Origin of the sequence: Paracoccus sp. C2R09, from assembly GCF_018860625.1 — a bacterium.
Classification (GTDB): domain Bacteria; phylum Pseudomonadota; class Alphaproteobacteria; order Rhodobacterales; family Rhodobacteraceae; genus Paracoccus.
In genome coordinates this window covers 26,541-46,833 of sequence record NZ_JAHKQB010000037.1, presented here as the reverse complement: position 1 = coordinate 46,833, position 20,293 = coordinate 26,541, and the positions used below count along the sequence as shown (strand labels likewise).

Below are 20,293 nucleotides of genomic sequence, written 5' to 3'. Positions count from 1 at the left end.
CCCGCATCGACGACCTCGGGCAGGGCATCGTCGCTGCTGTTGCGGCGGCTGCGCGACCGACTGCGCGAACGGCTGCGGCTGCTGCGCGAACGGCTGCCGCCCTCGACATCGGATTGCGCGGCGTCGTCGCCCTCGGCTTCGGTCTCGCCCGCCGAGCTTTCCTGAGCGGGCTGTTCGGCCACGGCATCATCCGATCCGCTTTCCTCCGATCCGTTCTCGTCGGATCCGTTCTGCTGATCGCCCTCGGCACGGTCGCCATTGCCCCGGCGACGCCGACGACGGCGGCGCTTGCGCGACCGGCCCTCGCCTTCCTCGTCATCCTCGGGTTGCGCGGGGGACGCCTCGGGGGTGGAAGCCTCGACGATCTCGGCCTCCTCGATGGGGGTCTCCTCCTGCGGCTCGTCCTCTTCCTCGGCCACGACGATGCTGGCCATCAGGTCGGCGCTGACGCCCAAGGGGGCATGCGCGGCCTCGGCCACCTGGCGCGTGGCGGTCTTGAACTTCTCGATCGCGTAATCGGGCGAGATGAGCGAGGGGTCGGCCTCGACCCGCACGGCCATGCCGTAACGCGCCTCGATGCCCGCGATATGTTCGCGCTTCTGGTTCATCAGGAAGTTCGCCACCGAAACGGGCGCCTTCACCAGAACCTCGCGCGAACGCTTGCGCGTGCCCTCTTCCTCGATCGCGCGCAGGATCGTCAGCGCAAGGCTGTCGTCGCTGCGGATCAGGCCGGTGCCGTGGCAATGCGCGCAGGGCTGCGTGGTCGATTCCAGCATGCCGGGGCGCAGGCGCTGGCGCGACATTTCCATCAGGCCGAAGCCCGAGATGCGGCCGACCTGGATGCGGGCACGATCGGATTTCAGGCGATCCTTCATGCGCTTCTCGACGGCGGCGTTGTTCTTGCGCTCGTCCATGTCGATGAAGTCGATGACGATCAGGCCCGCGAGGTCGCGCAGGCGCAGCTGGCGGGCGACCTCGTCGGCGGCCTCGAGGTTGGTCTTGGTCGCCGTATCCTCGATCGAGCCTTCCTTGGTGGCACGCCCCGAGTTCACGTCGATGGCGACCAGCGCCTCGGTCACGCCGATAACGATGTAGCCGCCCGATTTCAGCTGCACGACCGGGTTGAACATGCCCGACAGATAGCTTTCGACCTGGTAGCGCGCGAAGAGCGGCATCTGGTCGGTATAGTTCTTCACGCTGTCCGCATGGGTCGGCATGATCATCTTCATGAAGTCCTTGGCGACGCGATAGCCGCGCTCGCCCTCGACCAGAACCTCGTCGATCTCCTTGGAATACAGATCGCGGATCGTGCGCTTGATCAGGTCCCCTTCCTCGTAGATGGCGGCGGGCGCGACCGACTGGAAGGTCAGGTCGCGGATCTGTTCCCACAGGCGCAGCAGGTATTCGTAGTCGCGCTTGATCTCGGTCCGGGTGCGCTGGCTGCCGGCGGTGCGGATGATCAGGCCGGCGCCCTTCGGCACCTCCAGCTCGCCCGCGATGTCCTTCAGCTTCTTGCGATCGGCCGCGTTGGTGATCTTGCGGCTGATCCCGCCGCCGCGGGCGGTGTTGGGCATCAGGACGCAATAGCGACCCGGCAGCGACAGATAGGTGGTCAGCGCGGCACCCTTGTTGCCGCGTTCCTCCTTGACGACCTGGACCAGCATGATCTGCCGGACCTTGATCACCTCCTGGATCTTGTAGCGACGCGCGCGGGGCTTGCGGGGGGCGCGGACCTCCTCGGTGACGTCCTCCTCGGCGACGGATTCGATGTCGTCGCTCTTGGTGTCGGCATCGTCATCGGTCGCGACCTCGTCGCCCGCATCCGCAGCCTCGGCGCGGCTGCGCTTGCGGGGGGCGGGCTCGTGGTCGTCCTCCTGCTCCTCGGCGCGTTCCTCGGCCATCAGGGCCTCGCGGTCGGCCGCGGGGATCTGGTAGTAATCGGGATGGATTTCCGCGAAGGCGAGGAAGCCGTGACGGTTCCCGCCGTAATCCACGAAGGCCGCCTGCAACGAGGGTTCGACCCGCGTGACCTTTGCCAGATAGATGTTCCCCGAAAGCTGACGCTTGTTCAGGGTCTCGAAGTCGAATTCCTCGACCTTTGTTCCGTCGACCACGACCACCCGAGTTTCCTCGGCATGGGTGGCGTCGATGAGCATTTTCTTTGCCATTGATTATGTCTTTCGCGCAGGCAGGAACCGGGCGGCGACGATGTCGACCCCGGTGCGTGGCTGCGTTGTGATTGGGACGCGGCGGCGTCGCTGGCGGCGAAAGCGGCGACGGCGGCTGCAAAGCCCCGCCCGTCCCCGTATCTGCCGTCCAAAGCGCGCGTCATCGCGTCTGTTCCTTCGAAAGACCCGTTGTCCGTGGGACAGCCGGGCCGCTGTCTGTCATCGCCCCGGCGCGCTGCAAGGCGCGGCCCAAGGGCGGGTTTTCCGCGAGACACGTGACCCGCCTGTTGCTTGGGGCCAGAGGTGTCGCGCTGCGAAACTGTCGGCGCCTGCCGGTTCCGTCACGACGGACCATGGGCGCATGGGTCCACCATAGAGGTGGAATGCAGGAAAATTCAATGCCGAAAACGGTCTGTGCCCCTTTCATGCGCAGGGTGTTCCGTCGCGGGACCGACATGAAGCGCCCCGGCGGCGCGCCCGCATCGCCACGAACCCGCCCGCGGACGCGACCGGCACCCCCGGGCTGTCACGAAGCCATAACGCGAGTTTCACGCGGATGTCGCAGGCTTTTCCGATGATGCGTGCAAGGCACAACCACCGGAGGAACGCATGGCCGTGATGCGGGCAGATGCCGGGACCGAACCCGACGAAGCGCTTCTGCAGGCGGCCCGCGCCCTGCCCCGCGGCGCGCCCATCGTCGTCATGTCCCACGGTTTCAGGTATTCGCCCGACCACCCCGCCCATTGCCCCCATCGCCACATCCTGTCGCCCACGCCCCCTTCCTGCGGCCCGTCCTGGCCCTTGGCACTGGGATTCGGCGGCCCCCGGTCCGAGGGCCTGGCCGTGGCCTTCGGCTGGCAGGCGCGCGGCAGGCTGCGGGCGGCCTATGGACGCGCGGAACAGGCCGGATGCGCGCTTGGCGATCTGGTGGGCAGGCTGTCGGCACTGGCCGAACGTCCCGTGGCGCTGATCGGGCATTCGCTCGGCGGTCGGGTGGTGTTGCAGGCGACGGCCCGCGCCACCCCCGGCAGCGTCGGGCGCGTGGTGCTGCTGAACGCGGCCGAATTCCGCGACATGGCAGCCAAGGTCGTCGCGACCCCCTCGGGTCGGCGGGCCGAGTTCCTGAACGTCACCGCCCGCGAGAACGACCCCTTCGATTTCGCATTGGAGGCGATCCTGTCGGGCGGGCGCAGGCGGGCCTTGGGCTTCGGGCTGGAAACCCCCCGCGCCAACTGGCTGGACCTGCAGATCGACGACGCGGCGACGCTGGATGCACTGGCGGATCTGGGCTTTCCGACGGAACGCGGCGCCCGGAGGCTGTCGCATTGGACATCCTATCGCCGGGGCGGGTTGTTCGAATTCTATCGCGCGGCCATGTGCCACCCCTGGGCCGTGCCGCTCGGGTTGCTGCGACACCATCTGCCGGTGCGGCCCGAACCGCGTTGGGCGCGGCTCTGGGCGGCCCAGGGGCCCGTCGCGCGGGCCTAGTCGCGCTTGTCGGGCAATGCATGCGCCCGGTAGAGGCCCGCATTCCCCATCAGGAAGGCGAACAGCAGGATCGGCAGGCCGAAGGTCTTGAACCAGACCCAGGTCTCGTCCGAGAAGTTGCGCCAGATCGCCTCGTTGGCCACCGCCAGCGCAAGGAAGAACAGCGCCATGCGCAGGGTCAGCTTGCGCCAGCCCTCGTTGTCCATGGGCAGCGCCTCGGACAGGACGGCGCCCAGCCAGTTGCGGCGCAGCAGCAGCGACATCCCCAGGATCGCGCCGAACAGCAGATAGATCAGCGTGGGCTTCATCTTGAAGAAGCGCGGATCGTTCAGCCAGATCGACAGCCCGCCGAAGACCAGCACCAGGACCAGCGTGGCGATCTGCATCGGCTGCAGCCGGCCGTTGACGCGCCATTGCACCAGGCTTGCCAGCAGCAGCGCGGGAATGAAGACCAGCGTGGCCAGGATGAACCCGCCATATTCGCGGCCCGCGATGACGACCGTGTCGTCGCGGTACAGCATGAAGACCCCGAAAAACAGGACCAGAGGCCCGAATTCCAGCAGCGGCTTCAGCCAGGGTTTGGAGTTTTGCATGACGTCTGCCTCAGGCCGCGAATTCCACGATCATCGCGCCGGCTGCGATCACGGCCATCAGGACCGCGCGACGCGCGCCCACCTTTTCGCCCAGGATCAGCCAACCCACAAGGGCTGCGAACACGGTCGAGGTTTCGCGCAGCACGGCGGCTCGCCCGACCTCGTCCAGGCGGGTGGCGATCATGATCGATCCGAAGCTGGCAAAGGCCACCAGCGCGCCGATCACCCCGCGCCCCATCAGCGGCCCCAGCTCGGACCGGGGCAGCGCGGCAAGCCTGCGCATGTTCCAGATCGGCATGAAGAACGCGTCCAGCAGAAAGAACCACGCAAGGAAGGTGAACGGGTTCTGGGCCAGCCGGATCCCCCACGCGTCATAGGTCGTATAGAGCGCGACCGTCGCCCCGGTCGCTAAGGCCCAGAGCAGCGCGGGCACCAGCGTCTCGCGGCCGACCGTCACCTTGCGATAATTATGCGCGGCCAGCGCGAAGATCCCGCCGACCAGCAGCGCAAGCCCCAGCCACTGCACCGTGTTGAACCGTTCGTGAAAGACCAGCATCGCAGCCAGCACCGCGAAGAAGGGCGCGCTGCCGCGCACCACCGGGTAGACGACGATATAGGCGCCCCGCTGATAAGTCTGCGCCTGCGCCATCTTGTAGACGATGTGAATGACCACCGCCCCCGCCAGCGCCAGCCACAAGGGGCGGTCGGGCCAGGGCACCAGGAACAGCGCGACGGGCAGCGCCATGATGCCATAGCAGATGTCGATGGCCGCGCGGCTGATCCAGGGATCGTGCCGGCCCTTCTGCAATGCGCCGAATACCGCATGGAGGAACGCCGCCGTCAACGCCAGCGCCGAGGCCAGCGTCGCACCCTGTTCCGTTCCCGCGACCGAGGTGATCCATTTTCCCATGCCGTTTCATGGCCGGGGCTTGCACGTTGTGCAAGGGGGAAGGCTCAATCCAGCCGCAGGGCCGTCAATATCTCGCCCGGCAGGGCGTCGGCGCCGGTCATGCGCTGGATCAGCAGGGCATGGCGGGTGTCGGGCGGGTAATCCGCATCGCGGATCTCCTCGGGGTGGACGTTCAGGCGCAGGGGCGCCGCGCCGTCCCATCGCGACAGCAGCTCCAGCTGGACGACGATATTGGTATAGCGCACCGTCCGGCCGCGATTCTCTCCCGCCGTCACCTCGACCAGCCGTTCGGGCAGGTAACGCACAAGAACCACGTCCACCGCATCGCCCAGTTCGGACAGGGGCATCAGCTCGATCGTCTCGCCATCCTCGGTGGCTTCGCGGTCGATATTGACCATCGCGGGGGCGAAGCGATGCGCGTCGATGATTGCCATCAGCTGCGCGGGCCCCGGCGCGACCGAGGTGTCGCGCCCGTTGACGATCATCTGCGGGGTATAGACGGAACGCTCGCCCGCGCTGCGGGCATAGGCCTCTTGCCGTTCGGTGAATTCAGGGCTGGCAAAGCTGTCGGCCCAGCCGAGATAGTCCCAGTAATCCACGTGATAGGACAGCGGCAGGATCTCGGGATCCTCGCTCAGCCGGGACAGCATGTGATCGGCGGGCGGGCAGGACGAACACCCCTGAGAGGTGAACAGCTCGACCACGACCGGTTCGGCCTCGGTCGGCAGATGCGCCGTGGGCGGGGGCGGCAGATCCATGGTCGAGAATGCGTTGAAGCCCGCCCCGCGCGGCGCGCCCGGCCCTGGTGCTGCCATGCGTCCCGGTTCGTCGGGTGCGGCGATGATGGGCGCCTGCGCCCCGGCTGCCTGCGGTCCCAGCAGCATCGCGGCGGCCATGATCGCGGGCAGGACTGCGTTCGATATGTGCATTTGCGTGTTCATGTCGCCTTGGTGATACGCCCCCCGCCCGCGATCCGCCAAATCAACGCTTCGTCAACCGCCGCCCGAAGTTTCATCCGTGCCCGGCTTGCAACAGGCTTGATTTCGGTATGCGACGGCATACATTGAACCCGAACGGTCTTGCGATGCTTCCCTCTATCGGGCAAGCAAGGACTGAAGCCGGACCCATCCATATTCGCAGACAGGGAGGCCCTGATGCCTATTCAGACAGGAACCGACACGGCCAGGACACGGCGCACGCTGACGGCGGGCGGCCAGCAGGTCGACTACTACTCCATCGATGCGGCGACCGAGGCCGGGCTGGGCGATTTCTCTCGCCTGCCCGCCGCGCTGAAGGTCGTGCTCGAGAACATGCTCCGCTTCGAGGATGGCGGACGCACGGTGTCGGTGGACGACATCAAGGCCTTCGCGGAATGGGCCGAGAAGGGCGGGAAGAACCCGCGAGAGATCGCCTATCGCCCCGCGCGCGTGCTGATGCAGGACTTCACCGGCGTTCCGGCCGTGGTCGACCTGGCCGCCATGCGCGACGGCATCAAGGCCCTGGGCGGCGACGCGCAGAAGATCAACCCGCTGAACCCGGTCGATCTGGTCATCGACCATTCGGTCATGATCGACGAATTCGGCACCCCCCGCGCCTTCCAGCGCAATGTCGAACTGGAATACGAACGCAACATCGAACGCTACACCTTCCTCAAATGGGGTCAGAAGGCGTTCAACAACTTCCGCGTGGTTCCGCCCGGCACCGGCATCTGCCACCAGGTGAACCTGGAATACCTGTCCCAGACCGTCTGGTCCGATACCGACCAGGACGGCAAGCTGGTCGCCTATCCCGACACGCTGGTGGGCACCGACAGCCATACGACCATGGTCAACGGCCTCTCGGTCCTCGGCTGGGGCGTCGGCGGGATCGAGGCCGAGGCCGCGATGCTGGGCCAGCCGATCTCCATGCTGATCCCCGAGGTCGTCGGCTTCAAGATCACCGGCGCCATGATCGAGGGCGTGACCGCGACCGACCTGGTGCTGAAGGTCACCCAGATGCTGCGCGCCCACGGCGTCGTGGGCAAGTTCGTCGAGTTCTACGGCGACGGCCTTGCGAACATGCCGCTGGCCGACCGCGCCACCATCGCCAACATGGCCCCCGAATACGGCGCGACCTGCGGCTTCTTCCCGGTGGACGAAGAAACGCTGCGCTACCTGGAACAGACGGGCCGCGACAAGGATCGCATCGCCCTGGTCGAGGCCTATGCCAAGGAGAACGGCTTCTGGCGCGACATGGGTTACGAGCCCGTCTACACCTCGACGCTGCATCTGGAACTGTCGGATGTCGTGCCCGCCATCTCGGGTCCGAAACGCCCGCAGGACCACACGCCGCTGACGGAATCGGCAGATGCCTTCACCAAGCTGATCCGCGGCATCCGCTTCCCCGACGCCCCCGACGCCGAGGAGGACAAGTGGACCCGCGAGGGTGGCGCGCGCGAGCCCGGATATGTTCCCGGCGGCCGCCACGAGGGCTTTGCCGAGGGCGAGGTCGAGGGCGAGGATTACAAGCTGCATGACGGCAGCATCGTGATCGCCTCGATCACCTCCTGCACCAACACGTCGAACCCCTATGTGATGATGGCCGCCGGCCTCGTGGCCCGCAAGGCGCGCGAGCTGGGGCTGGACCGCAAGCCCTGGGTCAAGACCTCGCTTGCGCCCGGTTCGCAGGTCGTCAGCGAATACCTGGAGGCCGCGGGCCTGCAGGACGATCTGAACGCCATCGGTTTCGACCTCGTGGGCTATGGCTGCACCACCTGCATCGGCAATTCGGGCCCGCTCCAGCCCGAGATCTCGAAGTCGATCAACGACAACGACCTGGTGGCCGTGTCGGTGCTGTCGGGCAACCGCAACTTCGAGGGCCGCATCAGCCCCGATGTGCGCGCCAACTACCTGGCATCGCCCCCGCTGGTCGTGGCCTATGCGCTGGCGGGCGACATGAATGTCGACCTGACCCGCGATCCGATCGCCAAGGGCAAGGATGGGCAGGACGTCTATCTCAAGGATATCTGGCCCAGCTCCAAAGAGGTGTCGGACATGGTTCACAGCGTGGTCACGCGCGAGATGTTCCAGTCCAAATATGCCGACGTCTTCAAGGGCGACGAACGCTGGCAGGGCGTCGAGATCACCGACAGCGAGACCTATGATTGGCCCGCATCGTCGACCTACATCCAGAACCCGCCCTATTTCCAGGGCATGTCCAAGGATCCGGGCACGATCAGCGACATCAAGGGCGCGCGCGTCCTGGCGTTGCTGGGCGACATGATCACCACCGACCACATCAGCCCGGCCGGTTCCTTCAAGCCCACCACGCCCGCAGGCAAGTATCTGACCGAACGTCAGGTCGCACCCAAGGACTTCAACAGCTACGGTTCGCGCCGCGGCAACCACGAGATCATGATGCGCGGCACCTTCGCCAATATCCGCATCAGGAACGAGATGCTGGACGGCGTCGAGGGTGGCTACTCGAAGGATGCCAAGGGCGAACAGGCCTCGATCTTCGACGCGGCCATGTCCTATGCCGATAACGGCACGCCGCTGGTCGTGATCGGGGGCGCGGAATACGGTGCGGGCTCCAGCCGCGACTGGGCGGCGAAGGGCACGAACCTTCTTGGCGTCAAGGCCGTCATCGCCGAGAGTTTCGAGCGCATCCACCGTTCGAACCTGGTCGGCATGGGCGTCATCCCGTTCGAGTTCACGGAAGGCGCGACGCGCAAGAACCTGAACCTGACCGGCGACGAGGAGATCACGATCGAGGGGCTGGAAGGCGACTTCAAGCCGCTGGCGACGGTGCCCTGCACCATCAAGTATGCCGACGGGACCGAGAAGCAGATCCAGCTTCGCGCCCGCGTCGATACCGAGGTCGAGATCGATTACCTCAAGAACGGTGGCGTGCTGCATTACGTGCTGCGCAACCTCGCCGCCGCCTGACAGGCGATAGCGGAACGAAAAAGGCCCCCGGTTTCGCGACCGGGGGCCTTCTTCATGTGTGCCGTTCAGCCGCCGATGGCGATGCCTTCACGACGCGGATCGGCCCCGCCCTGCAGCCCTTCGGGGGTGATGACGATCCCCTGCAGCCCCGAGGTCAGGTCCCCCTCGTTCAACTCGAAGCCCATGCCGGACAGCGCCTCGGTCAGTTCCGTGGGCAGGCCCGGTTCGACATCCATCGTGCCGAAGCGGTTCAGGATGTTCGGGCTGGCCACGGCCTGCTGGACGTCCATGCCCCAGTCCAGATGTGCGATGATGGCCTTGGCGACATAGCCGATGATGCGACTGCCGCCGGGCGACCCTATCACCATGGACGGCGCGCCGTCCTTCATCACGATGGTCGGTGCCATGGACGACCGCGGACGCTTGCCCGGGGCCAGCGCATTGGCGATGGGCCAGCCGTCATCGTCATGGGTCGAGAAGCTGAAATCGGTCAGCTCGTTGTTCAGCAGGAAGCCGTTGGTCATCACCCGCGACCCGAAGCCGTTCTCGATGGTCGTGGTCATGGACAGCGCGTTGCCATAGCTGTCCACGATCGAGATATGCGTGGTCGAGGGCAGCTCGATCGCGTTGTCCTGCCCCCAGAGGCTGGCATGGCTCCAACCCGGCTGACCGGCGCTGACTTCGGGCAGCGCGTCGTCGCCCGCCAGCAGTTCCGCCCGCTTGGCCAGATAGGCCGGATCGACCAGCCCCTCGGTCGGCATGGGCACGAAATCGCTGTCGGCCATGAAGCGACCGCGATCCGCGAAGGCCAGCCGCGAGGCATCGCCGATCAGGCGCCAGCTTTCGGGGTTCTCGGCGCCCAGGGCCGCCATGTCCTGCCCTTCCAGCATGCCCAGGATCTGCCCGACCGTCAGGGCCCCGGACGAGGGCGGCCCCATCCCGCAGACGTCATGCGCGCGATATTCCACGCAGACCGCCGGACGTTCGATCACGCGATAGGCCGACAGATCGCCCGCGGCCAGCACGCCGGGATTGTCCTCGGCCCCCGCGACGGCTGCCACGATGTCGCCCGCGATCGGCCCTTCGTAGAATGCGTCGGCCCCGTCCATCGCCAGCGCACGCAGCGTCGCGCCGTATTGCGGGTTCCTGACCACCGTGCCTTCGGCCAGCGGCTGGCCATCGGGGAAGAAATAGGCATCCGTCGCGGCATAGCGGCGCAGCGCGTCGCCCTCGTCCGCGATGGCCCCTGCCAGGCGGGGCGAGACGGTGAAGCCCTCTTCGGCCAGCCGGATCGCATCGTCGAACAGGCCAGACCAGTTGGCACGACCCCATTTGCGGTGCGCGACCTCCAGCAGGCGCGGCGTGCCCGGCGTCCCGACGGAACGCCCGCCGATCACGGCCTCCATGAAGTCCAGGGGCTCGCCCGCGTCGTTCTGGAACAGCGTGGGCGTCGCGGCCATGGGCGCGGTCTCGCGGCCGTCCAGCGTCGTCACCTCGCCCTTTTCGGCGTCGTACCAGACAAGGAACGCGCCCCCGCCCATCCCCGAGCTTTGGGGTTCCACGAGGCCCAGCACCGTCTGCACCGCGACCATGGCATCGGCGGCGGTTCCGCCGGCCTCCAGCACCTTGGCACCGGCCTCGACCGCCAGCGGATGGGCGGCTGCGACCATCCAATCCTGCGCCTCGACAGGGCGACCTTCGGATTTCGCGGCCAGCGCGTCACGCGCCGCCTGCCCCAGATCGCCGAAACCGTCGGCGATCACCGCCGTGCCGCTTGCGCCTTCGGGGGCGACCCCGTCGGCGGCCTGCTGAGCCGCCGCAACCGCCGCACTGCCCAGCAGCAGTGCCAGCGTCAGACCCGTTCGCATCATCTGCCCGCTCCTTCTCATGTCGGATGATGCAGGCAGTCTGACGCTACGTCAGTCACTCCGCAACTGACAGTTGTTCCTGTCGGCGGGCATCCTGCAGCATCGGCAGGAAACGGCGCTCGTAATCCTCGCGGATCAGGGGACCGGCATGGCGATGCAGGATGCGGCCCTGCCCGTCGATGATGAAGGTTTCGGGCGGGGCGGTGACGCCCCAGTCGATGGCCCCGCGCCCCTTCGGATCGGTCGCGATGGCGGCAAAGGGATCGCCATCCTCGGCCAGGAACTCCAGCGCATCGCCTTCGGCATCCTTCAGATCGATGCCATAGACGGGCAGTTCCTTCGCAAGCTGCATCAGGGTCGGATGTTCGGCCCGGCAGGGCGGGCACCAGCTGGCCCAGAAATTCACCAGCTTCACGCCCGGCTGGCGCAGCATGTCGTCGGTCAGCTGATCCTTGCCCGGCAGCGTGGTCTGCGGCAGGGCGGGCGCCTCGCGCCCCTGGAAGGCCGAGGGCAGCTGATCGTCGCGCCCCATCCCCCACAGGAACATGACCGCCAGCCCCGCAAAGATCACGGGCGGGATCAGCACCACGGGTGAAACCCTAGCCATTGCGTTCCTGCCTTTCCAGATCGCGGCGCGCACGCGCATTGGCGGCAAGGCTGTGCCAGATCAGCCCGCCCAGCAGTGCCAGCGACACGCCATAGGCACCGATCACGGCGCCCGCATATTTCCCCAGCTCGATCACGAACGAAGCTCCCTCGCCTGAAGGGCGGCCAGCCTGCGCCTGCGGATCTCGGTCCGGGTGCGGATCAGGATCAGCGCCAGCGACAGCGCCGCAAAGCCCAGCATCGCCAGATACAGCGGATAGCGATAGACCGCCGACATCCGTTCCCCCGAGGCGACCGAGAGCGACGCGCCCTGGTGCAGCCCCTGGTTCCAGAACAGGACCGCGTATCGCGACAGCAATGCGAAGACCGACCCGACAAGGCACAACACGCCCGTCAGGTCGGCGGCGCTGTCGGGATCCTCGATCGCGGACCACAGCGCGACATAGCCGACATAGAACAAAAACAGGATCAGGAACGAGGTCAGGCGCGGATCCCATTCCCACCAGGTTCCCCACATCGGCTGCCCCCAGATCGCGCCGGTGGCCAGCGCGATCAGCGTCATCACCGCACCCACGGGCGCGGCGGCCCGGGCGGCCAGCGCGCTGACATGGTGGCGCCGGATGATCCAGATCAATGAGGCGACGAGCATCATCACCCAAATGTTGATCGCCATCATCGCGGCGGGAACGTGCATATACATGATCTTGACGGTCGATCCCTGCCGGTAATCGTCGGGCGTGAGGAACCCCCACACGACCCCTACGACCGTCGCCACGACCGCCGCCGGGACAAGCCAGGGCAGCATCGCGCCGGTGGTGCGCATGAACTTGGCGGGGTTGGCGTATTCCCAGATCGACATGGCTTTCCTTATCCCGATGCCCTGCGCAGGCTCAAGCCGTCATCGCAGGTTGATCCGAAGCGCGGCGGCGGCGGCAAAGGGGATCAGCGCCGCGGCGGCCAGGGTGATCCCCGCGATCAGCGCGATGGGCGCCGCCACCGGCGCGCCTTCGGCGCCGCGCCGCGTGATCTCGGCCCCGAAGATCAGCGTCGGGATATACAGCGGCAGCACCAGCGCCGACATCAGCAGCCCGCCCCGGCGCAGCCCCACGGTCAGCGCCGCCCCGAAGGCCCCCAGCACCGACAGCGCGGGCGTCCCCAGCAGCAGCGACAGCACCAGCCAGGGCATCGCCGCCAAGGGCAGTTGCAGCAGCAGGCCGAAGACGGGGGCCGCGATCACCAGCGGCAGGCCTGTCGTCAGCCAATGGGCCAGCGCCTTGATCGCGACGACGCCCTCCAGCGGCAGGGGCGATGTCGCCAGCAGATCCAGGCTGCCATCCTCGTGATCCAGCGCGAAGATGCGGTCCAGCGACAGCAGGCAGGCCAGAAGCGCGCCGACCCACAGGATGCCCGGCGCGACGGGGGCCAGCCCCGCACGGTCCGGCCCGATGCCGAAGGGCACGAGGACCGTCAGGATCAAGAAGAAGCACAGCCCCAGCCCGAAACCGCCGCCCGCGCGCATCGCAAGCCGCAGATCGCGCAGCAGAAGCGCCCTCATCCGAAGGCCTCGTTGAAGCTGGAGGGGCGGGCGACGGGCCCCGGTGCCGCACGATGCGCATCAAGGTCCAGCACCTGCGCAGGCAGGTCCAGATCCAGATGGCTGGCGATGACGGCGATGCCGCCCTGCCCCAGATGCGCCCGAAGGATCTTGGTGAAGCGCCCGACCGAGCCGCGATCGAGCGAGACCGTCGGTTCGTCCAGCGCCCAGATCGGGCGGCCCGTCACCAGCAGCCGCGCAAGCCCCAGACGCCGCCGCTGCCCCGCCGACAGCCGTGCGGCGGGCCGGTCGGCCAGATGCGCAAGATCCAGCCGCGCCAGCGCATCGCTGCCCTCGCCCCCGAAGACCTGCGCCCAGAAGGCCAGGTTCTCGGCCACGGTCAGGGTCGGTTTCACCGCATCGGCATGGGCGGCATAGGCGATGGAATCCTCGGGGGCCTCGATGGTCCCCGCAGCGGGCGGCTGGAGGCCCGCGATGGTGCGCAGCAGCGTGGTCTTGCCCGCCCCGTTCGGTCCCTGCAGGATCAGCGCTTGGCCCGCCCGCAGGTCCAGTTCCACCCCCTCGATCACGCGCAGGCCACCGCGGGCCACGGCCAGATCGCGGGCGCGAAGCCGGATCACAGCGGCAGAAGCGCGCAGGCCACGCGCCTGCCTTCGGACAGGGTCACGTTGTAGGTCCGCGCCGCCGTGGCCGAGGCCATGGCCTCGACCCGGATGTCCAGCGCCTTCAGGTCCTCGACCAGGTCGCGCGGGGCATAGGCGATTTCCGCACCCATCCCCAAGAACAGCACGTCCACGCGGCCCGCAAGGCCGCGAAGGGTGGCCCGGTCATCCAGCCCACCCCATCCGCTTATCCGGTCGCCCTCGACCACGATGGCCCCGTGATGGACCTTGCCGGCCACGCGGAAGAAACCCGGCCCATAGCCGTCCACCGCGTTCTGGCCGTCGAATTCCGTGGGGCTCAGCATGGATCAGACCTCCTCGGCGCCTTCGAAGGGCGAAACGTTCTTGCGCTTCTTTGGGTCCTTGGGATCGGTCTTGTCCCAATCGCGCTTGACCCCCAGCCACAGGACGAAGTTCTTCGCGACATAGATCGAGGAATAGGTCCCGATCAGGATCCCGAAGGTGATCGCGAAGACGAATCCGCGGATCACGTCGCCGCCCAGCACCAGAAGCGCGATCAGCGCCAGAAGCGTCGTCCCCGAGGTCATGACCGTCCGCGACAGCGTCTCGTTGACCGACAGGTTCATCAGGTCGCGCAGGGGCCGCGTCTTGTACTTCATCAGGTTTTCGCGAAGGCGGTCGAAGACGACGACCGTGTCGTTGATCGAATAGCCCACGATGGTCAGAAGCGCCGCGATGGTGGTCAGGTCGAACCGGATCTGGAACAGCGCGAAGATGCCCATGGTGATCAGCACGTCATGCACCAACGAGATGATCGCCCCGATCGAGAACTGCCATTCGAAGCGCAGCCAGATATAGATCGAGATCCCGACCAGCGCCGCCAGCACCGCATAGATCGCGGTGTTGATCAGTTCGCCCGACACCTTGGGGCCGACCGATTCGACGGATGCGAACTCGATCGAGGGGTCGATCTGCTGCAGGACGCCGCGCACCTCCTCGATGGTGGCCGGCGTCACGGCCTCGGCCCCGTCCTGCGCGCCGATGCGGACCTGCGCCACGTTGCGTTCGGGCCCGAAGCTGGGGTCGAACACCTCGGTGATGGCGACATCGCCCAGATCCAGCGGCTGGATCGCGTCGCGATAGGCGCCGACATCGATGGGCTGGACGGCCTCGGTCCGGATGGTCGTGCCACCGCGGAAGTCGATGCCGAAATTCAGCCCGTTGACGAACAGCAGAAGCACCGATGCGATCATCAGGATGGCCGAGAACCCGAAGGTCACGAACTGCCAGCGGAAGAAGTCGATCTTGGTCTCGTCGGGGACCAGTTTCAGACGGAATGCCATGTCAGACCTCGATCTTTTTCGGGCGGGCGCGTTCGAACCACATGACGGTGATCAGGCGCGTGACGAACAGCGCGGTGAAGACCGAGGTGACGATCCCGATGGTCAGCGTCACGGCAAAGCCCTTGACCGGGCCGGAGCCCAGCACGAACAGGATGCCCGCCACGATCAGCGTGGTGATGTTGGCGTCCACGATGGCCGACATGGCCTTCTCGTAGCCGGCCTCGATGGCACGGGCGGGGCCGCGGGCGGTCTTGAGTTCCTCGCGGATGCGTTCGAAGACCAGCACGTTGGCATCGACCGCCATGCCGATGGTCAGCACGATCCCCGCGATGCCCGGCAGCGTCAGCGTCGCGCCGATGGCCGACAGGATCGCGAACAGCAGCACCATGTTGAACCCGAGCGCGACGGTCGCGAAGATGCCGAACATGCCGTAGCTGCCGATCATCAGCGCGACGACCAGCACGAAGCCCACGCCCGCCGCGACCTTGCCCGCGTCGATGCTGTCCTGCCCCAGTTCGGGACCGACGGTCCGTTCCTCGAGGAAGGTCATCTCTGCGGGCAGTGCGCCTGCGCGCAGCAGCACCGCAAGCTGGTTGGCCTGGTCGAAATCCATCGAGCCCGAGATCTGCCCCGAACCCGTGGTGATCGCCTGGCGGATCACCGGGGCCGAGATGACCTCGTTGTCCAGAACGATGGCGAAGGGCTGGCCCACATTGGCCGAGGTATAGGACCCGAAGGCGCGTGCGCCACTGGGGTTGAAGCGGAAGGTGACGGCGGGAAGGCCGTTCTGGTCGGTGGCGGGCAGCGCATCGACCAGATCCTCGCCCGTGACGACGGGCGTGCCGTCGAGGATGTAGTACACCCCCTCCTGGTCGATCAAGGGCGCGACGGTCTGACCGACGCCCGCCTGGGCATCGGCATCGCCGGTGGTCCCCACGACCGGGTTGAAGGTCAGCTGGGCGGTGGTGCCGATCAGCTCTTTCAGCTCGGCGGCCGAACCGATGCCCGGCACCTGGATCAGCACGCGGTCGCTGCCCTGACGCATGATGGTGGGTTCGCGGGTGCCCACCTCGTCGACGCGACGGCGCACGATCTCCAGCGTCTGCTGGATCGTGCGGTCGTCAGTCACGGTCTTTTCGGCATCCGACAGCCCGATCGACAGGGTCGCGCCGCTGCCGGTGATGTCCAGCGTCTGCTGGCCCGCCCCGGTCAGGGTCGTCACGGGGTCGGAAAATTCGCGCGCGATCTCGACCGCGCGGGCCATCTGGTCGGGATTGCCGATCTCGATGCGCAACTCTCCCTCGGGGGCATCCACGCGACGGATGGCACCGACCGTCCCGCGGTCCTCGGCCAGGGCGCTACGCAGTTCGGGCCACAGCGCGTCCATGCGCGACTTGTAGACCTGCTCGACCTGGACCTCGCCCAGAAGATGGGCGCCGCCGCGCAGGTCCAGCCCCAGATTGACCAGCCCCGCGGGCAGCCAGGACGGCCAGGCGTCCCGCGCCGCGATCAGCTCGGGCGTTTCCACGCCGCTGGCCTCGATCTGGGCCGCGGCATCGTTATGCGCCTCGACGCGGGCATAGAAGGCGTTGGGCAGCGCATAGAGCAGCCCGAGAAGACAGATCCCGATAATCAGGATGCGCTTCCAGCGGTCAATCTGAAGCATCTGGCTTGCGCCTCCTCAGCTGTTCGCGGCGACCGGCTCGGTCTTGTTCAGGACCTGCGCCACGGTGCTGCGGACAATGCGGATACGGACGCCCTGTGCGATCTCGACCTCGACTTCGTCGTCGCGAACCGAGGAAACCTTGCCCAGGATGCCGCCCTGCGTGATGATCTGATCGCCCTTCTTCAGGTTGGCCACCATTTCGCGATGCTGCTTGGCACGCTTCTGCTGGGGGCGGATCATCAGGAAATACATGATCGCGAAGATCAGGATCAGCGGGATGAACTGCGTGATGGCAGAGGTCGCACCGGCACCGGCGGCCTGCGCGTAAGCGGGGGTCACGAACATCGATATTCCTTTCGCAAGAAGGCCCCGGCGGAAAGGCGGGGCCATGTCTGGGTCGGCACGGACCCTAGCCGCGCGGACCGCCATTGGCAAGAAAGCGCCCCACCCGGCGGGGGTGGGGCAACGTCAACGTGAGAAGGGCGTCAGGCGGCGGGCTGTGCGCGTTCGACCAGGCGGGCGAAGAAGCTGGCGCCGACCGGGGCGACCTCGTCGTTGAAATCGTAATCGGGGCTGTGCAGTCCCGCCGTGTCGCCCTGCCCCATGAACAGGTAGCAGCCGGGCCGCGCCTGCAGCATGTAGCTGAAATCCTCGGCCCCCATCTCTCGCCCGCCCTGATCGCTGACGGCGCCGTCGCCCGCGATCTCGCGCGCGACGGCGGTGGCGAAATCGGTCTGGGCGGGGTCGTTCACCGTCGCCGGATACCCCTCGACATAGTCCAGATCGACGGTCAGGTCATAGGCCGCTGCCTGCCCCTCGCAGATCTGGCGGATGCGGCGGGCGACCATTTCGCGGACATGGGGGGCGAAGGTGCGGACAGTGCCGTTGATATAGGCGGTGTCCGGCACGATGTTGTCCGCGCTGCCCGCATGGATCTGCGTGACCGAGATCGCCAGATCGTCCGCGGAATGATGGTTGCGGCTGGAGATGGTCTGGATGCCCGACACGATGGCCACGGCGGCCACGATAGGATCGACCGTCATGTGGGGCATCGCGCCATGGCCGCCCCGCCCCTTCACATGGATGTCGAACGTGTCCACGGCAGCCATGATCGGACCGGGGGTCGTCAGGAAGCTGCCCGGCGCCTGGCCGGGATTGTTGTGCATCGCGAAGACGCGGGCGATGCCGAAGCGTTCCATGATGCCCTCCTGCACCATGATGTCGGCCCCGCCGCCATTTTCCTCGGCGGGCTGGAAGATCAGCGCCACGCGCCCGGCGAAGTTGCGCGTCTCGGCAAGGTATCGCGCCGCACCCAGCAGCATCGTCGCATGGCCGTCATGGCCGCAGGCATGCATCCGGCCCGGCACGGTCGAGGCCCATTCCGCGCCCGTCGTCTCGGACATGGGCAGCGCGTCGATATCGGCACGCAGGCCGACGGTCGAACCTTCGGACCGGCCACGGATGATCGCGACGATGCCGCTCTGCGCGATGCCCTCGTGGATCTCGTCCACGCCGAACTCGCGCAGGCGTTCCGCGATGAAGGCGGCGGTCGCGTGGCAGTCGAAGCTCAGTTCCGGGTGGCGGTGCATGTGGCGGCGCCATGCCGTCATGTCGTCGGCGAAATCGGCGATGCGGTTCAGAACGGGCATGTGGACAGGCGTCCTTCCTTGTGGCAGTCGAAACGCACCTTCCTGTTGCGCAAGGGGATTTGCAATGCCCGACAATCGTTCCGAACGCCGCGACCCGGCGGCCGAGATCACCCGCCTCATCGGCATCATGTCCGATCTGCGCGATCCGAAGACGGGCTGTCCCTGGGATATCGAACAGGATTTCGCCTCGATCGCCCCCTATACCATCGAAGAGGCCCACGAGGTCGAGGACGCGATCGAACGCAAGGCCTGGGACGAGCTGCCGGGCGAACTGGGCGATCTGCTGCTGCAGGTGGTGTTCCACGCGCAGATGGCCTCGGAACGCGACATGTTCGATTTCGCCGATTGCGCGGCCTCGATCAGCGACAAGCTGATCTTCCGCCATCCGCATGTCTTCGGCGACGAATCGCGCGACAAGTCCGCCGAACAGCAGGTGAAGGACTGGGAGGCGATCAAGGCCGTGGAACGCGCGGGCAAGGCCGAACGCGGCACGCTGGACGGGGTGGCCCTGGGCCTGCCGGCGCTGACCCGCGCGGTCAAGCTGCAGAACCGCGCGGCCCGCGTGGGCTTCGACTGGCCCGAGATCGGCGGCGTCACCGACAAGATCACCGAAGAGGTCGCGGAACTGGTCGAGGCCCGCGATACCCTTGGCCAGGATCAGGTCGAGGAGGAGTTCGGCGACCTGATGTTCGTGATGGCGAACCTTGCGCGCCACCTGAAGGTCGATCCCGAACAGGCGCTGCGCCGGGCGAACGCGAAATTCACCCGCCGCTTCACCGCGATCGAGGATGCGCTGGCCCGCGACGGTCGCCGCCCCGAGGACAGCGACCTGGCCGAGATGGATCGCCTGTGGGATGCGGCCAAGCGGGCCGAGAAGGCCTAGGCCGTTTCGGTCACTGCGGCCAGGGCGGCGTCGTAATCGGCCAGCGTCCCGCGCGACGAGGCCTCGGACAGGATGCGCTTCCAGCCCCGTGCGCCGGGACGCCCGTGGAACAGGCCCAGCATGTGACGGGTGATCTGGTGCATCCTGCCCCCTGCCGACAGATACGCCCCGAGCCGGTCGCGCATCGCGACGGCGACCTCGGACGGGTCCGCGAAGGGCGGTGCATCGCCCCACAGCGCGTCGGCCTGCCCCATGATGTTCCACGGCTCGTGATAGGCCGCGCGCCCCACCATCACCCCGTCCATCGCATCCAGATGCGTGCGCACCTGGTCCAGCGACGCGATCCCGCCGTTGATCGACAGATGCAGCTGCGGGAACCGGGCCTTCATGGCGTGGACCAGCGGATAATCCAACGGGGGAACCTCGCGGTTCTCCTTGGGTGACAGGCCCTGCAGCCAAGCCTTGCGGGCATGGATCGACATGCGCGCGATCCCCGCATCCGCCATGCGCGCGACGAAGGCGGGCAGCACCTTGGATGCGTCCTGTTCGTCTACACCGATGCGGCATTTCACCGTCACCTCGACCGGGCTTGCGGCCTGCATCGCCTCGACGCAGCGCGCGACCAGATCGGGATCCTTCATCAGAACCGCCCCGAAACAGCCCGACTGGACACGGTCGCTCGGGCAGCCGACATTCAGGTTGATCTCGTCATAGCCCCAATCGGCGGCGATGCGGGTCGCCTCGGCCAGTTCCTGCGGGTCGGACCCGCCCAGCTGCAGGGCCAGCGGATGTTCCGCGGCATCGTAATCCAGCAGCCGGGGCCGGTCGCCGTGAACCACCGCCGGTGCCGTCACCATCTCGGTATAGAGCAGCGCGTTGCGCGACATCAGCCGGTGGAAGTACCGGCATTCGCGATCCGTCCAGTCCATCATCGGCGCGACAGAGAGACGGGCGTGATCCTGCAGCTTCATGGTTCGAGGCACCTATCGAAATGACCGCGCGCCGGACGACCGGC

General features: G+C 67.1%; 19 protein-coding genes. 3 read left to right on the top strand and 16 right to left on the bottom strand.

The features are described 5' to 3' along the window. A partial coding sequence (locus tag KO490_RS15325) for a ribonuclease E/G (RefSeq protein ID WP_252727238.1) occupies nucleotides 1–2,168 on the bottom strand: 2,168 nt, incomplete at its 3' end. Nucleotides 2,169–2,777: 609 nt separating this feature from the next. On the opposite strand from KO490_RS15325, the gene KO490_RS15320 reads away from it, so the two are divergent. Continuing rightward, nucleotides 2,778–3,656, top strand: a complete 879-nt coding sequence (locus tag KO490_RS15320) for an alpha/beta fold hydrolase (protein ID WP_216020295.1) — start codon at nucleotides 2,778–2,780, stop codon at nucleotides 3,654–3,656. Here the strand turns inward: KO490_RS15320 and KO490_RS15315 are convergent. The 3 genes from KO490_RS15315 to KO490_RS15305 are packed head-to-tail and all read right to left on the bottom strand — an operon-like array spanning nucleotide 3,653 to nucleotide 6,088. After that, on the bottom strand, nucleotides 3,653–4,249 hold the full coding sequence (locus KO490_RS15315; protein ID WP_216020294.1) for an inner membrane-spanning protein YciB: 597 nt from the start codon (nucleotides 4,247–4,249) through the stop codon (nucleotides 3,653–3,655). The two genes, KO490_RS15320 and KO490_RS15315, sit on opposite strands and share 4 nt — an antisense overlap. A gap of 10 nt (nucleotides 4,250–4,259) precedes the next feature. Beyond that, nucleotides 4,260–5,159: a DMT family transporter gene (locus KO490_RS15310; protein WP_216020293.1), complete on the bottom strand. Its 900-nt coding sequence runs from the start codon at nucleotides 5,157–5,159 to the stop codon at nucleotides 4,260–4,262. Between the two features lie 44 nt (nucleotides 5,160–5,203). Then, nucleotides 5,204–6,088, bottom strand: a complete 885-nt coding sequence (locus KO490_RS15305; protein ID WP_216020292.1) for a thioredoxin family protein — start codon at nucleotides 6,086–6,088, stop codon at nucleotides 5,204–5,206. 225 nt (nucleotides 6,089–6,313) lie between these two features. Here KO490_RS15305 and acnA point away from each other — a divergent pair, with 225 nt between their 5' ends. Continuing rightward, the gene (acnA, locus tag KO490_RS15300; RefSeq protein WP_216020291.1) at nucleotides 6,314–9,085 is read left to right on the top strand and encodes an aconitate hydratase AcnA; all 2,772 of its coding nucleotides are present in this window, start codon (nucleotides 6,314–6,316) and stop codon (nucleotides 9,083–9,085) included. Between the two features lie 65 nt (nucleotides 9,086–9,150). Here the strand turns inward: acnA and ggt are convergent, their stop codons facing one another. From ggt to KO490_RS15245, 11 genes are all read right to left on the bottom strand, one after another. Next, complete coding sequence (ggt, locus tag KO490_RS15295) at nucleotides 9,151–10,956, bottom strand: gamma-glutamyltransferase (protein ID WP_216020290.1); 1,806 nt, start codon at nucleotides 10,954–10,956, stop codon at nucleotides 9,151–9,153. Between the two features lie 52 nt (nucleotides 10,957–11,008). Next, nucleotides 11,009–11,560, bottom strand: coding sequence for a DsbE family thiol:disulfide interchange protein (locus KO490_RS15290; protein ID WP_252727228.1), 552 nt, complete (start codon nucleotides 11,558–11,560; stop codon nucleotides 11,009–11,011). After that, nucleotides 11,553–11,696 (bottom strand): heme exporter protein CcmD, encoded by a 144-nt coding sequence (gene ccmD / locus KO490_RS15285; RefSeq protein WP_216020289.1) that lies wholly within the window; start codon nucleotides 11,694–11,696, stop codon nucleotides 11,553–11,555. The genes KO490_RS15290 and ccmD overlap by 8 nt, the downstream gene beginning before the upstream one ends. Continuing rightward, complete coding sequence (locus KO490_RS15280; protein WP_216020288.1) at nucleotides 11,693–12,418, bottom strand: heme ABC transporter permease; 726 nt, start codon at nucleotides 12,416–12,418, stop codon at nucleotides 11,693–11,695. The genes ccmD and KO490_RS15280 overlap by 4 nt, the downstream gene beginning before the upstream one ends. 39 nt (nucleotides 12,419–12,457) lie before the next feature. Next, the gene (gene ccmB, locus KO490_RS15275) at nucleotides 12,458–13,114 is read right to left on the bottom strand and encodes a heme exporter protein CcmB (protein ID WP_216020287.1); all 657 of its coding nucleotides are present in this window, start codon (nucleotides 13,112–13,114) and stop codon (nucleotides 12,458–12,460) included. Further along, entirely contained in the window at nucleotides 13,111–13,731 is a 621-nt protein-coding gene (gene ccmA, locus KO490_RS15270) for a heme ABC exporter ATP-binding protein CcmA (RefSeq protein ID WP_216020356.1), read from the bottom strand. The genes ccmB and ccmA overlap by 4 nt, the downstream gene beginning before the upstream one ends. After that, nucleotides 13,731–14,081: an Mth938-like domain-containing protein gene (locus KO490_RS15265; RefSeq protein WP_216020286.1), complete on the bottom strand. Its 351-nt coding sequence runs from the start codon at nucleotides 14,079–14,081 to the stop codon at nucleotides 13,731–13,733. Before KO490_RS15265 ends, ccmA begins: the two co-directional genes overlap by 1 nt. 3 nt (nucleotides 14,082–14,084) lie before the next feature. Then, nucleotides 14,085–15,080 carry a protein translocase subunit SecF gene (gene secF / locus KO490_RS15260; protein WP_216020285.1) on the bottom strand — a complete coding sequence of 332 codons (996 nt, stop codon included), beginning with the start codon at nucleotides 15,078–15,080 and terminating at the stop codon, nucleotides 14,085–14,087. Nucleotide 15,081: 1 nt separating this feature from the next. Then, nucleotides 15,082–16,746: a protein translocase subunit SecD gene (gene secD, locus KO490_RS15255; RefSeq protein WP_216020284.1), complete on the bottom strand. Its 1,665-nt coding sequence runs from the start codon at nucleotides 16,744–16,746 to the stop codon at nucleotides 15,082–15,084. 15 nt (nucleotides 16,747–16,761) lie between these two features. Beyond that, nucleotides 16,762–17,091 (bottom strand): preprotein translocase subunit YajC, encoded by a 330-nt coding sequence (yajC, locus tag KO490_RS15250; RefSeq protein WP_216020283.1) that lies wholly within the window; start codon nucleotides 17,089–17,091, stop codon nucleotides 16,762–16,764. 140 nt (nucleotides 17,092–17,231) lie between these two features. Further along, on the bottom strand, nucleotides 17,232–18,395 hold the full coding sequence (locus KO490_RS15245) for a M20 aminoacylase family protein (protein WP_216020282.1): 1,164 nt from the start codon (nucleotides 18,393–18,395) through the stop codon (nucleotides 17,232–17,234). A gap of 64 nt (nucleotides 18,396–18,459) precedes the next feature. Here KO490_RS15245 and mazG point away from each other — a divergent pair, with 64 nt between their 5' ends. Further along, complete coding sequence (mazG, locus tag KO490_RS15240; protein ID WP_216020281.1) at nucleotides 18,460–19,278, top strand: nucleoside triphosphate pyrophosphohydrolase; 819 nt, start codon at nucleotides 18,460–18,462, stop codon at nucleotides 19,276–19,278. Here the strand turns inward: mazG and dusA are convergent. Continuing rightward, entirely contained in the window at nucleotides 19,275–20,249 is a 975-nt protein-coding gene (gene dusA / locus KO490_RS15235) for a tRNA dihydrouridine(20/20a) synthase DusA (protein WP_216020280.1), read from the bottom strand. The two genes, mazG and dusA, sit on opposite strands and share 4 nt — an antisense overlap. Nucleotides 20,250–20,293 lie beyond the last annotated feature (44 nt).

Bases quoted from the DNA above. Each gene is read 5' to 3' on its own strand.
- KO490_RS15320 (WP_216020295.1), top strand. From the start codon at position 2,778: ATGGCCGTGATGCGGGCAGATGCCGGGACCGAACCCGACGAAGCGCTT.
- KO490_RS15315 (WP_216020294.1), bottom strand. From the start codon at position 4,249: ATGCAAAACTCCAAACCCTGGCTGAAGCCGCTGCTGGAATTCGGGCCT.
- KO490_RS15310 (WP_216020293.1), bottom strand. From the start codon at position 5,159: ATGGGAAAATGGATCACCTCGGTCGCGGGAACGGAACAGGGTGCGACG.
- KO490_RS15305 (WP_216020292.1), bottom strand. From the start codon at position 6,088: ATGCACATATCGAACGCAGTCCTGCCCGCGATCATGGCCGCCGCGATG.
- acnA (WP_216020291.1), top strand. From the start codon at position 6,314: ATGCCTATTCAGACAGGAACCGACACGGCCAGGACACGGCGCACGCTG.
- ggt (WP_216020290.1), bottom strand. From the start codon at position 10,956: ATGATGCGAACGGGTCTGACGCTGGCACTGCTGCTGGGCAGTGCGGCG.
- KO490_RS15290 (WP_252727228.1), bottom strand. From the start codon at position 11,560: ATGGCTAGGGTTTCACCCGTGGTGCTGATCCCGCCCGTGATCTTTGCG.
- KO490_RS15280 (WP_216020288.1), bottom strand. From the start codon at position 12,418: ATGTCGATCTGGGAATACGCCAACCCCGCCAAGTTCATGCGCACCACC.
- ccmB (WP_216020287.1), bottom strand. From the start codon at position 13,114: ATGAGGGCGCTTCTGCTGCGCGATCTGCGGCTTGCGATGCGCGCGGGC.
- KO490_RS15265 (WP_216020286.1), bottom strand. From the start codon at position 14,081: ATGCTGAGCCCCACGGAATTCGACGGCCAGAACGCGGTGGACGGCTAT.
- secF (WP_216020285.1), bottom strand. From the start codon at position 15,080: ATGGCATTCCGTCTGAAACTGGTCCCCGACGAGACCAAGATCGACTTC.
- secD (WP_216020284.1), bottom strand. From the start codon at position 16,746: ATGCTTCAGATTGACCGCTGGAAGCGCATCCTGATTATCGGGATCTGT.
- yajC (WP_216020283.1), bottom strand. From the start codon at position 17,091: ATGTTCGTGACCCCCGCTTACGCGCAGGCCGCCGGTGCCGGTGCGACC.
- KO490_RS15245 (WP_216020282.1), bottom strand. From the start codon at position 18,395: ATGCCCGTTCTGAACCGCATCGCCGATTTCGCCGACGACATGACGGCA.
- mazG (WP_216020281.1), top strand. From the start codon at position 18,460: ATGCCCGACAATCGTTCCGAACGCCGCGACCCGGCGGCCGAGATCACC.
- dusA (WP_216020280.1), bottom strand. From the start codon at position 20,249: ATGAAGCTGCAGGATCACGCCCGTCTCTCTGTCGCGCCGATGATGGAC.